The sequence below is a fragment of the Ruegeria sp. HKCCA6837 genome, assembly GCF_013034475.1.
Taxonomy (GTDB): domain Bacteria; phylum Pseudomonadota; class Alphaproteobacteria; order Rhodobacterales; family Rhodobacteraceae; genus Ruegeria.
Genome location: NZ_WQGD01000005.1, coordinates 101,257 through 113,667, shown reverse-complemented (window position 1 = coordinate 113,667; position 12,411 = coordinate 101,257). Strand labels below are relative to the sequence as shown.

Genomic DNA, 12,411 nt, shown 5'->3' with positions numbered 1-12,411 from the left:
TGTCACGCCAAATACCCGAATGAGGGCGGTTTGGAGGAAAAATGACCCAGCTTTGTGGCGGGACAAAGGCAATGACAAGGCGTGCTGATGATAGTTTACGATCCGAGAACAGTACCCAAAATCAAGTACATGGCCAGGGAACCAGCCAGAGCAAGCCCCATTGGAAACTGTTTGCCGCGATCCCAGCTTTCCCAATGCGGCGCAATGGCCCGCAGCGGTGTATGTTTAGCAAGCCGGTGTGTCACAACAGCGGCCAGAATACAGGCCATAAGGATCAGCATCATCACCCTGAGATCACCCGACCAGATAAAAGCAGATGCCGCAGCCATGAACTTGGCGTCGCCCGCACCCATGACCCCTGCAGCGTTCAGGATGATACCCAGAAGCAAGATCACCACGATATGGAGCAGTTGCCATGCATAAATCGGCAACGACACCGACAAAGGACCCAGATTGCCGCTTAGCCAGTCTGTCGACCAGGGTGGTATTGCGAACAGGCCGATTACAACAAAGATCAGCGTCAGCGCGTAAACGGCATGGTTCTTGATCCGCATGTCACGCATATCGGTGAAGGCGACATAAAAACAGATCGGCAGCACAAACGGCAGAAACCAGGCCGCAGCGGCTGCTGGAATGTGCATGTATCAGGCCCCTTCAAGCGCACGAAGCGAGCGGACCGCTTCGTCGAAATGCTGTGGATGGGTAGCGATTGCTTCGCGGAACAGGTTCTTTGCGGTTGTGACGTCGCCTTGTTTAACAGCTGAAATTGCCATTGTGTTCAGCAGCCGCGCCCGCTCGATCTGGGTCATCGGAACGACTGGTAGGCTATAGTTGCCCTGTGCCGAACGGGCCAATACCAGATTGTTCTTGGCGGTGAACAATGAGCTATCCTGACGGATGGCGTCAGTGAACAGGCGCTCAGCTTCGGCATATTCACCGCGGGTCAGTTTCGAATATCCCCAGTTGTTCATGACGCTGCCGGGCCGGGTGGTCAGGCCGACTGCGGTTTCATAAAAGTGGTCAGCACGCTTCCATTCTTTGCGCGAATCCGCGACCACTGCTTCAAGTCGATACCGCTTGAAGGTCTCAAAGGTTGGGGGAACTGTATCCAGAACTGATTTGGCCTTTGTCCAGTCGCCGCTCCTGACCAATGCATCCGCGTACTCGACCCTGTCCGCGGCGTTCGTGCCCTTCATTGTCGTCACGCGCTTCCACGCGGCTGCGGCTTCAGTCGTGCGCTTGGCACGTCCCAGAGAAATGGCCAATCCGCGTTGAAGGTCGATCCGGTCGGGATTTTTTAGCGCGGCACCCTGAAAATAGGTAACAGCTTCGTTTGGGTCAGCCGCGTTCAGAAGCACATCGTTCAAGTTTGTTTCGTCAATCACGTTCACTTCTTGAAACGTGCGTTCGACTTTTTCCTCTTCGGTTTCCTTTGCACAGGCCGAAAGGATCAGACCGCTGATAATGACAGTCGGAATCAAGAATTGCTGGCGCATTTTTGCGTCCTTTACTGCTCTTGCCTCAATTACTGGATCTTGCGGAGCGTAAATTGCCCGTCGCCACGCTGTTCCAGTGTGTATTCTTGTTCTTGTTTAGTAGTATTAACAGGATTTTCCATTTTTGCGAGTGCTAAGCGCAGATTGTCGCGGATTGCGTCACTTTCGCCATTGTCCAATGCAAACGCTCGCTGAAACACCTGTGCGGCCTCGGGATATTCCTGTTTTTCCATCAGAAGGACACCAAGATTGTTCCAGGCGACGGGCCAGTCGGGCTCGTTCTCAACAGCGCGGCGCAAAAGTGTCTCAGCCTGGCCCACCCTTCTTAAGCCAAGATTGGCTGTTCCCAGTGACGTCAGCACCTGTGTGGTCATACCTTGATCCAGCGCGGCGCGGGAAAACGACTCTAATGCCAGCTCGTATTCGCCAGCGGCCATCAATCTGTTTCCGACCGTTATGTTGTCTTCAGCCTCACCTTTGGGATCAAACCCCGGCGCGTCCAAACCGTTTGACGACGACTCTTCCGTGCAGGAAGCCACCACAGCGCAAACTGTGGTGGCCCAAAGTATTCGGCGAAACCCGAAAGGGAAGCACCTGTTTTCAGCTTTCATAGGGTTCTATCCGCCCGCGCGTCCAAAACTCGAAATGACCCTTACCGACGGACCGATCAGAATGATCAGCAATGGCGGCACGGTCAGCGCCATTGTGACAAGAGTCATCTTTGTCGGCAACTTGTTCGCGGCCTCTTCGGCGCGCATGACGCGTTTGTCGCGCATCTCACCGGCATACACCCGCAGAGCTTCGGCAATGGATGTACCAAATGACGCCGATTGGATCATCACGGTCACGAATGAATTCACATCCTGCACACCGCACCGCGTACCGAAGTCGCGCAGAACCGTATCTTTGTCCTTACCGGCCTTCATTTCGTAGGCGACGATTTCAAATTCTTGCGCGATGTCAGGGTAGGAGGCACTCATTTCGCTGGCCACACGGACGATTGCCTGATCCAGGGATTGCCCGGCTTCGACGCATACTAGCATCAGGTCAAGCGTGTCGGGAAATCCTGCGGTAATGGCTTCTTTTCGCTCTTCCACTCGACGTGAGATCCAGTATTTGGGGGCGAAGTAGCCGATCGCGCCCGGAACAAAAACCCGGATGATCATCTGCTGACCGGTGAATTCCTGTCCACCGGAAAAGACGGTGATCAACAGGACACCGACGAGAATCCCAAGAATACCCAGCGAAAACTGAGCGAAATGGAAGAACCGAACCGAGTCTTTCGACCGATACCCGGCCTGCCGCAGTTTCAGTTCGACCGCCGAATATTCTTCTTCGTTCTTAGGCTCAAGGAACGTTGCAAATTTCTCAAGCTGCTCGTTACGGCTTGAGTTGCGAAGCCGTTCTTTTTTGTCTTTTGTTTGCTTTTTAGGGGCTGAGTTTGATCTTTGCAGTTTTTTCAGCGGGTCTTCGGGCTGATTCATCATCAGCGAGACGGCCACAAGAATCATTATCAGACCCAGAATGCCGACAACGATAAGCGGTCCGAATTCACCCAGGTGTTGTGTCAAAAGGTCATTGATGCTGGTCAGAAATTCCATGATGCGCCCTCAGACCTTAATGTTGGTGATGATCTTCATGACGATCAGGTTCAGTGTCAGCATGATGGCGACAACGAAACAGGCGGGGATGAACCAGGGATGGTCCAACACCTCGTCATAATAGCCTGGGTCTTTAACCAGGATGAAAACCAGACAGGCAATCGGAAAGCCAGACAGGAACTTTCCTGACCACTGCGCTTCGGCGGTGATGGCTTTTACCCGGCGGAACAGGCGGAATCGGGCCCGGATGACCTGAGCCAGACCGGCCAGAATTTCAGCGAGGTTACCACCGGATTGCTGTTGGATACCCACAGCGACGGCCAAAAAACGCAAGTCCTGCATGTCCAGCCGCTCGGCCATATCTTTCAAGGCCTCACCGACATCGCGGCCATAGGCACATTCATCCGCAATGACGCCAAATTCAGTGCCCAGCGGATCCTGAACTTCGTTTGAAACCACCTGAATGGTCGACACGAACGGGTTACCCACACGCAGCGAACGCACCATCAATTCAACCGCGTCGGGCAGTTGTTCCTCAATCATACCCATGCGTTTCTTGGCCTTGTGATTGACCCATGCGTAAACGCCTCCGATGCCAATCGCGATAGAGATTACGGCGCGCAGTGCGGTATCTGTGGCAGTGCCAATGCTGAGCCCGACAAACGCCACGCCGGACACCAAAGCCATGATCATGATCAACTGACGCGGGGAAAACGCAATCGCCGCCTTCTGAGCCTTGTCAGCAAGCAGTGAATACAGAGGGATGCTCTGCGATTTCATATGCTGCTGCATTTCCTTGCGCAGCTGCTCAAGCACCTGTTCGCGCCCGGCACCCTTTTCCAGCATGTCCAGACGGCGGTTAACCCGGCTGTTCAGGCTGATGGATTTGCCGAAGGCGACAAGATAGATGCCCTCGACCAGGGCAAGAACCCCCACAAAGATGGCGACATAGATAATCGCCTCCATAGGCACATTCATGCGTGTTTCTCCTACATCGTGGTTGGGTCGTAGATCGACGCTGGTAGATCAAAGCCCCACAGACGGAAGCGTTCCGAATAGTGGCTGCGCACGCCGGTTGCGGTGAAATGACCGATGATCTTGTTGTCGGGTGTTAGTCCAACGCGTTGAAAACGAAAAATTTCCTGCATCGAGATCACATCGCCTTCCATCCCTGTGATCTCGGTGATCGAGGTCATCCGGCGTGAACCGTCCTGTAAGCGGCTGGCCTGCACAATCAGGTTCACAGCAGATGAGATCTGGCTGCGGACCGCCTTGATCGGCATCTCGATCCCTGCCATGGCAATCATGTTCTCTAGTCGCGAAATACCGTCACGCGCCGAGTTGGCGTGGATCGTGGTCATCGACCCATCGTGGCCGGTGTTCATGGCCTGCAACATGTCGATCACTTCGGCGCCTCGCGTCTCACCCACGATGATGCGATCAGGCCGCATACGCAGGGCGTTTTTCAAACAGTCGCGCGGGCTGACTTCGCCTTTGCCTTCCACGTTGGGCGGGCGGCTTTCCATTCGTCCCACATGGGTCTGCTGCAACTGAAGTTCCGCCGTATCCTCGATGGTCAGGATGCGCTCGGCATCGTCGATAAAACTGGACAGTGCGTTCAAAGTGGTTGTTTTACCGGAACCGGTACCGCCCGAAACGATTATGTTCAGGCGCGTTGATACCGCCGCCTGCAGGTAGGCAGCCATTTCTTCCGTGAAAGCGCCGAAATTGACCAGATCGTCAATGCCCAGCTTGTCCTTTTTGAATTTACGGATCGAGACCAGCGATCCATCCACCGCAATTGGCGGGACCATGGCGTTGAAACGCGAGCCGTCGGCCAGACGGGCGTCAACATAAGGGTTTGATTCATCAACACGACGACCCACAGCGGACACGATCTTGTCGATGATCCGCATCAGGTGTTTTTCATCCTTGAACGTGATGTCGCTGAGTTCCAGCTTACCCGCGCGTTCAACAAAAATCTGTTGCGGGCCGTTGACCAGAATATCGTTGACCGTGTCGTCTTGTAGCAGGGTCTCAAGCGGGCCGAGACCTGTCACCTCATCATACAGTTCTTTGTTCAGTTGAGACCGGTCTTCGCGGTTCAGAACGATGTTCTTGGTTTCCAGAACCTCGCTGGCAATTGCGCTGATTTCTGCGCGCAATTCGGCTTCGCCCGCGTTTTCCAAAGCCGCAAGGTTCAGGTTTTCCAACAATTCCTTGTGCAGCTCGATCTTGATTTCGCCCAGTCGTTCCTTTCGCTTGCGATCACGATCGGATCCAACGACCTCGCCGGGCTTCTTTTTTTGGGGTTTGCGTGCAACCGCTGTCGTTGTGGCAGCGGCCTGTGCAACGGGCGCTGCCGGTTCGGTGGCTTGTGCCGGCGCTTTTACCGGCTGTGCAGCGGACGGTTTCTTATATCTTGAAAACACGGCAGGTACCCCTTTGCAAAGATGTTACGCAGCTTCTTCGGCGCTGCCGCTACCAAGGCTGTGAAGCGATTTTGCCAGTTTCGCGATTTCCCGGCGCAACGGGTTCTTGGCGGCCGAATTCGCCAGTGGCAGACCGTGGTCACCGCTCTGCATGACCGGCTTGCCCCCATCGGGCAATTGCAGGTCGATCGAGATCCCAAGGCTTTCACCCATACGCTTTACTCGGCTCTTTCCGTTGAGATCGGTAAACTTGGGCGCTCGGTTTAGAGCAAAACGCAGTTTATTGAAGGGCAACTCCTCTGCCTGCAAGGCGCGCTTCAGGCGCAGTGCATTCTGCGCAGAGCGCATGTCCAATTCGATCATCGCGAAATACACATGCGCCGCTTGCAAGACCGTTTCGGACCACAGAACCAGCGTCTTGGGCATGTCGACGATCACATAATCGAAATGTGTGCGGGCCATGTCGATAACGCGCTGAATATCATCTGGTGTAATCAGATCCAGCGGCACCATATCCGATGGTGCCGTCAAAACCTGAAGCTTTTCTTCATAAGTTTGAAGCGCTTGCGAGAAAACCTCGTTATCCATCGATTCGGTATCTGACAACATTTCAAAAACCGTTTCGCGCCGCGGCAGGTCCAGATAGGTGGAAACCGTACCGTATTGAAGATCCAGATCGATCAGGCAGACCGAAGGGGCATCTTTTTCCGATGCACAGGCCAACTCCCAAGCCAGGTTGACGGCCATTGTTGTCGCACCCACACCGCCAGCCAGCCCTTGTACAACGAACAAAGCCCCTTCCTTTGCCTCACCGCTTGTCAAAGGAACGGCGGCGGCTTGAGCCACTGCGACAGGATCGGGCTGCTTCATGCGCTCGATCGCTTCTTGCAGTTCGCCTTCCGGAAGAGGGTAGGGGACGAATTCGTCTGCGCCTTTGCGCAATAGCTGATGCAGTGAGGCTGGTGTGACGTCTTCAGCGATCAGGACAACTTTGATTTTCTTTTCTTTGGCCTGGTTGATGATCTCACCCATCAAAGAAAGGTTGTCTTCGTCCTCTCCATCAATTGCCAACGCCACAAATTCAAGAGATTCAGCTTCTGGCTGGCTGAAAAAGGCCAGCGCCTCGGCAAAGCCCAGATCTCCCCAGCGTTCACCCAGAATGGCCTCCATGTCTTCGATCAAAAGATCGAAATTTTGGACATCCCGGCTGATGGTGCAGGCCAAAATTGCTGTATTGTCATCTTGCGGCGTCGCGCTGGTCATAAACACTATCCTCGTCGTGAGGGCTCAGCATGTCATATGAACGAAATCCGCCAGATTGATGTGCTGTCGCCCCAATACGGTCAAATTTGGCCGCAGGTCACCCTATTGTTCACAATGTTGCTTTGAAGTGGGGCAAGAATTGGGCGCAAAAGAACCAATTGTAGGGAAATGGGCGACGATGCCGCCCATTTCGGATGTATTATCCATCATCGCCTTCTGATGCGGTCACTTCTTTGACCGAGCTCTTGAATGTCGCACTTTCCACATATTCCCGGTAGATCACATCTGCGTACTTGCCGTCCAGAAGCTGCCGGTTGCCGTCAACAAAGCCTGAAACCTCGGTCACAGTCCGTCGGTTCCGGCGGTCACGCTGCTGTGTGGCAATCAAAGGCTGCGATTTGCCAAAGGACACAACTGCTTCAAGTCGCGAACGCGAGATTCCTTGGCGCTCAAGGAAGGCCACAACCGACTGGGCACGGCGCAAGCCGAGGCTTTTGTTGTAGCTGGTCGAACCCACAGCGTCGGTATGGCCGTATACCCGGAAGCGCGCTTCAGGGAACTGTTTGATCCAGTCTGCTTGCTGCAACAAGATTCGCTGTGCTGACGCGTCCAGCTGTGAACTGTTAAAGGCAAAGTTCACCTGGCTTGGTACATCCGCCGCAAAGCGTTGGCCGAGGATCTGAGCGTAAGTCAGTTCACCGTTTTGTACCTGAATGTTGTTCAACGTTGCGTTGCCGAAAGTTCCAGCATCGATCTCGTATCCGGCCTCGCGCGTACATGCGGCAACTGCGACCGTAAGACCCAATGTGATGATCCACTTTTGCATTGGTCCTATCCTCCTGATCAATCTAGGACGTAGCCGTACGAGCTGCCGAAATCTTGTTTGGCAACTTCGGATGCTCCACCGGAACCGGCACGCTGAGTGCGTGCGACCCGCCCATTCACGAACAGATCAAATTCGCTGGGCGGCTTGACCCGGTCGGTTGGAAGGGCCAGCGCTTCGCCGCGCGTTGGCGAGACCAGGTGCGCAGTAATGATAACAACGAGTTCGCTTTGCTCACGCTGGTAGTTGGCGCTGCGGAACAGGGCCCCAAGAACCGGAACGTCGCCCAGCCATGGAACTTGGTTGCTCAGGTCTGCAAAATCATCCTGGATCAATCCCGCTATAGCAAAGCTTTCGCCGTCACGCAGTTCAATCGTCGTAGTTGCCCGGCGCGTGATGAAGCTGGGAACGGGGTCACCGTTAAGCGTGAAGTCAGAGCTTTGATCAATGCTTGAAACCGCTGTTGCCATTTCAAGGTTGATCAGGTCTCCATCTACGACGCGAGGGATGAAATCGATCTCGACACCGAACGCTTTGTATTCAATGGTTATGACGCCTTCATCCTGTGGTACTGGAATCGGAACTTCGCCACCGGCCAAAAATGTTGCTTGCTGACCAGATAGGGCTGACAAGTTCGGTTCAGCCAAGCTGCGGGCCAGCCCCTTGCTTTCAAGCGCCTCCAGCAACAAGCGAACCTGAGTTGAACCGGCACCAAACCCGAAAAGGATCGCGCCTGTGTTTGTTTGAATCGCAGGTATGTTGTTGTTGAGGGCATTATTAAGTGAAAGCTGGTTGTTGAGAGTGTTGAAACCACCTGTCACATCACTGCCGCCGAAACCCAGTGAAGCGGTCAAGCTCTTGGCAACGGACCGATTCATCTCGGCAAAGCGCACTTTCAACATCACCTGCTGAACGCCACCAACTGACATGAGGTTCGAGACACGATCAGGCGCATAGCGTTCGGCTAACTCCAGTGCACGCGACAGTTTGGCCGAGCTGGAAACCGTACCGGACAGCACGATGCCATCATTGGCGGTGCGAACTTCGATTGGTTCTTCAGGCAGAATCTGACGCAGACGCTCCTTGAACTCCGAAACATCGGGTGAAACGCGTACGCGGACGTTGGCTAACAGGTTGCCGGCCCCGTCAAACAGGGTCAGTGTCGTTAAGCCCGGAGCCTTACCCAGAACATAAATGGTCCGGTCCGACAACGACGAGATGTCCGCAATGCCTGCGTTGGCAATGCTGAGTTCAGCAAACGGTTGCTCGCTTTCAACGACGATTGCGCGGTTCATAGGGACATCCAGTGTTTCCACCGTACCCTTTTTCACCACGCGCAAAGTTTCAGCCCAGGCGGCGTCGCCAACCGGACTAATAACAAGCGACAACCCCAGCAGGGTTGCGCTGATCCAGGAACGTATTGTCATGTGACCTGCCTCTCCGATCACGCCTCGTTTTTTTGGGTCTTATGCCCTATACCAAAGCAGACTGCGCGAATTCCAAATTTTTTGCAATAATCAATGGTTTCCGGAATGTTCCTTATGTGGAGAATTGGCAACAACCACAAAAAAAGAGCCGCACCCTAGGCGCGGCTCTGATCTTGTAAGGTTCTGAATTAGCGTCAATTTGTGCAAGGGATAGGCACGTTGACAATCTCGCCGCCGCGTCTGATGCGGGTCGTGCAAACTTCTTCTACTTTCTGTTCCGGTTCCGGTGCTGCAGCTTGAATGCCAAGCAGCTTGCGCTGGTCAACTTCAATCGTAGATGCGACAGATTCATCTGCTACACCAACCAGTGCCAGTGACAGTCGGCCGGAATTTTGGGCTTGTGCCAAAGCGGCGACCTGTTGCGGAGTTACCGCAACTGTGACGGTCCGTGCGATCGTTGTGTTGGTGACGTCGGAACCCGCTGTTTGGTCAACGGCGATCAATTGTACATTGGTTTCGATCAGGCGGGTAATGCCCCCGTTGCCAGTGCCTTCAAGAGTGCCGCTGGAGCCTGTCCAGTAGATGTCCACATTATCACCAGGGCGCAAAAAGCCTGAAACGCCCGACGCAACATCAACACTGATTGCAAAGGCGCGCATCCCTTTTTCAAGACGCGAGGTCAGGCCAGCTTTTTCACCAGGCTCGGTAATCTTGACGCCCATGATCGCTTCGTCTTTTTCCATCGTTCTCAGAACAAAACGTTCTGTAGGACCGTTTTCAGGGAACAGAGCTGTGAGTTCAGTGAAGGTGCCTTCCGGAATCGCGTTTTCCGGCCAGTCCACAGCGCGGATGTCTTCCTGCGTTAGACGCTCGCCGTACTTAAGTGCGCGATTCGACACATATACTGTTACCGTAGGAATAACCTCGACCTGTGCGTTGGCCAGAGCCTCTTCTGCGGCAAGTCTTTGACGGGCCAGCTCGTTTTGGTAAGCCGAGATATAGTTGCGCGCCATATAGACTGCGCCTCCGGCCAGAGCTACGCCGACAATTAGGACAAGTCCGAATACCGCTCGCATGCGAGTACCTCTTTATTTAGTTTGGTCGAATACTAAGCTGCCGCAAGGGCGCTTTGAAACAGCCTAATCCTTAAATGCAAATTGTGTCGAAATGTGGGACAAATATGTCTGATTGTCAGTTTCTCTGCCAAAATCCACACAATTCTGCACATGATCTATCGAGCTTCACCCGACATTTGGGTTTGACGCAAAAAACGCCACATCCCAATGGACGTCGCGTTTTTTAATTTGGGGAATTGCTTTGCTCAGGCCGCCAAAAGCACCAAGCCGCGTGATTTAACCGCCGCCACCCGCGGTACCCTCGGTGACGATCCCGCCGGGAGCGCTGTTTGAGCCGGTGCTGACTACGGCAGCATTCATGGCTTCGTTTGCATTTCCGCCTAAGCTGTCAACGCTGGAACTGATGACGAGGTATGTCGCACCGGACAGGCCAATGACAACAGCCGTCAGCACTACCCAGTCGACTGTCACCGCGCCCGCTTCTTCCGATTTGAAGCGTTTTAGGAACTTGACCATGTTCTCTACTCCAATTGATTTTAACCATATTGCTGGCAGCTTTTATTCAAAAGATTGCGCGGGAATGGCGGAAATTGGGCAATAATAGGCTTTTTAGGATTGAACTTGGACAAACGCTGTTTTCGCGCGAGATTAAAGGCGCTTTGGGAACAAAGCCAGGTTGCGCGTGGTGTCGGGTGTTTCCAAGTTCTAATCCAAGACGTTGCCTGCTTAGTCTTGATGTGAGCATTAAGTTAGTTTGCAGGTCGCCCTGGACAAAAAAGGCCGCGCCAGACTGGCGCGGCCTCGAAAATTCTCTATGTCAACAACTTAGTTGCTTGTGCCTTCGGTGGTGATACCGCCCGAAGTGGTGTTGCTGCCGGTGCTCAGTGCCGCGCCGTTCAGCGCTTCGTTCACGCCGGTTGCCAGGCCAGTGGCGCCGGTTTCGATCTGCTGGTAAGCAACTGCGGCCAGGCCGATGACTGCTGCGGTCAGAACAACCCAGTCAACTGTTACTGCGCCGTCTTCGTCTTTGCGGAAGTTCTTGATGAACTTGATCATGTTACGTCCCTCCTAAAGGATCTAAATAAGTCTAATGAACCTCGGCGTCTTCCAGAGCTTCCTCTCTCAGTCCGCTCCCGTCCGTCTCGGTATGCATCTATGTTTGCCTGTGGTGCGTGGCAGGAATTGGGCCAAACGCAGATTTTTTTTCGTGCAGCTTAACTTTTTAGTTAGAAAATGCATAAGAGACTGAAATAAAACGATTAAAAAAATGCAATGGTCAGATCATACCTGTTTGGACGGTGCAAAATTGCGTCAAATGAGGCGAAATTGCCCCATTTCGCTTTGTTTTTCTGGCTTTGCGCGAAGATTCGAGGTTCAAATCGCCTAAAAAGAAAACATGAGGCAGGCAAATGAATCTCCGGACCGCACTCCAATGCGCCGGTGTACTCGCGTTTCTAGTTTCGAGTGTCACATATGCAGACGCAACCGAAGTAGAACCGCGCGGCGTGTACAAACGGATCAAAGCACCCCAGCCGGGTGAACGCCCCCGCGTGACCGTACAAATCACTGCGGAGGAACATGCAACACAACCTTCTGCGCCCAGCACAGGGGCCGACCTATCGGTGCCAGATGTCATTGCGCGAACAGAAGTTGCCCAGCCGATTCCTCCAGAGGCACAAAACAAGCGTAATCCCAAAGGGTCTTATAAAGCTTTCTGGGACAGGATCTCGCCCGAGATAGGTCAGGGTGGTGCAGGACGTTTAGATGCCGCCATCTCGGCCCTTGCAGCCACGAGTGTGCGGTCTCCCCGACTTCAAACCCTGCAGAACATTGCGCAGCAGCAGGGTAAAGAGATTCTGCGCTCAACTGTCGGTACCAATGTCTCACCAGCGCTGGTCTTGGCAGTGATCTCGGTCGAGTCCGCCGGGCGGGTGGATGCGATCAGCTCTGCCGGAGCGCAGGGGCTCATGCAACTCATGCCTGCCACGGCGGCACGCTTCGGGGTGAAAGACAGCCTTCAGCCAGCACAGAACATCGCCGGAGGGGTGAAATACCTCAACTGGCTGATGGAAGAGTTCGGGAACGATCCGATTCTGGTATTGGCCGGATACAACGCAGGTGAAGGTGCAGTGCGTAAACACAGCGGTGTGCCACCCTATACGGAAACCCGGGACTATGTGCCCAAAGTTCTGGCTGCATTCCAGATCGCAAAGGCCTTGTGTGCCACCCCGCCTGATCTGATTTCTGACGGCTGCGTGTTCCAGACCTCAAACTAAATAAGGCCCGCCTCGAT

Annotated in this window: 13 protein-coding genes; 1 reads left to right on the top strand and 12 read right to left on the bottom strand. The window is 53.9% G+C overall.

Translation table 11 applies throughout. From position 1 onward, the window contains the following. Positions 1-95: 95 nt before the first annotated feature. The 12 genes from GOV91_RS09410 to GOV91_RS09355 all read right to left on the bottom strand — a co-directional run bounded on the left by GOV91_RS09410 (position 96) and on the right by GOV91_RS09355 (position 11,174). Positions 96-641: a prepilin peptidase gene (locus GOV91_RS09410; protein ID WP_171235302.1), complete on the bottom strand. Its 546-nt coding sequence runs from the start codon at positions 639-641 to the stop codon at positions 96-98. A gap of 3 nt (positions 642-644) precedes the next feature. Beyond that, on the bottom strand, positions 645-1,496 hold the full coding sequence (locus tag GOV91_RS09405; RefSeq protein WP_171177928.1) for a lipopolysaccharide assembly protein LapB: 852 nt from the start codon (positions 1,494-1,496) through the stop codon (positions 645-647). Positions 1,497-1,525: 29 nt separating this feature from the next. After that, positions 1,526-1,933, bottom strand: a complete 408-nt coding sequence (locus GOV91_RS09400) for a tetratricopeptide repeat protein (RefSeq protein WP_371732292.1) — start codon at positions 1,931-1,933, stop codon at positions 1,526-1,528. 180 nt (positions 1,934-2,113) lie between these two features. Continuing rightward, entirely contained in the window at positions 2,114-3,097 is a 984-nt protein-coding gene (locus GOV91_RS09395; RefSeq protein ID WP_171177924.1) for a type II secretion system F family protein, read from the bottom strand. Positions 3,098-3,106: 9 nt separating this feature from the next. Next, the gene (locus tag GOV91_RS09390; RefSeq protein ID WP_171177923.1) at positions 3,107-4,075 is read right to left on the bottom strand and encodes a type II secretion system F family protein; all 969 of its coding nucleotides are present in this window, start codon (positions 4,073-4,075) and stop codon (positions 3,107-3,109) included. An 11-nt stretch (positions 4,076-4,086) separates the two neighbouring features. After that, complete coding sequence (locus tag GOV91_RS09385) at positions 4,087-5,529, bottom strand: CpaF family protein (RefSeq protein WP_171235300.1); 1,443 nt, start codon at positions 5,527-5,529, stop codon at positions 4,087-4,089. A gap of 24 nt (positions 5,530-5,553) precedes the next feature. Then, positions 5,554-6,792 carry an AAA family ATPase gene (locus tag GOV91_RS09380; protein ID WP_171235299.1) on the bottom strand — a complete coding sequence of 413 codons (1,239 nt, stop codon included), beginning with the start codon at positions 6,790-6,792 and terminating at the stop codon, positions 5,554-5,556. A gap of 199 nt (positions 6,793-6,991) precedes the next feature. Further along, a complete protein-coding gene (locus tag GOV91_RS09375; protein WP_171235298.1) occupies positions 6,992-7,618 on the bottom strand; it encodes an OmpA family protein in 627 nt (208 codons plus the stop codon). A gap of 17 nt (positions 7,619-7,635) precedes the next feature. Continuing rightward, on the bottom strand, positions 7,636-9,042 hold the full coding sequence (locus GOV91_RS09370; protein WP_171235297.1) for a type II and III secretion system protein family protein: 1,407 nt from the start codon (positions 9,040-9,042) through the stop codon (positions 7,636-7,638). Positions 9,043-9,236: 194 nt separating this feature from the next. Continuing rightward, positions 9,237-10,118: a Flp pilus assembly protein CpaB gene (cpaB, locus tag GOV91_RS09365; protein WP_171235296.1), complete on the bottom strand. Its 882-nt coding sequence runs from the start codon at positions 10,116-10,118 to the stop codon at positions 9,237-9,239. A gap of 276 nt (positions 10,119-10,394) precedes the next feature. Further along, positions 10,395-10,634: a hypothetical protein gene (locus GOV91_RS09360; protein WP_171177904.1), complete on the bottom strand. Its 240-nt coding sequence runs from the start codon at positions 10,632-10,634 to the stop codon at positions 10,395-10,397. A 309-nt stretch (positions 10,635-10,943) separates the two neighbouring features. Further along, positions 10,944-11,174 (bottom strand): Flp family type IVb pilin, encoded by a 231-nt coding sequence (locus GOV91_RS09355; protein WP_171177902.1) that lies wholly within the window; start codon positions 11,172-11,174, stop codon positions 10,944-10,946. A gap of 353 nt (positions 11,175-11,527) precedes the next feature. On the opposite strand from GOV91_RS09355, the gene GOV91_RS09350 reads away from it, so the two are divergent. Then, positions 11,528-12,394, top strand: coding sequence for a lytic transglycosylase domain-containing protein (locus tag GOV91_RS09350; RefSeq protein WP_171235295.1), 867 nt, complete (start codon positions 11,528-11,530; stop codon positions 12,392-12,394). Positions 12,395-12,411: the final 17 nt, after the last annotated feature.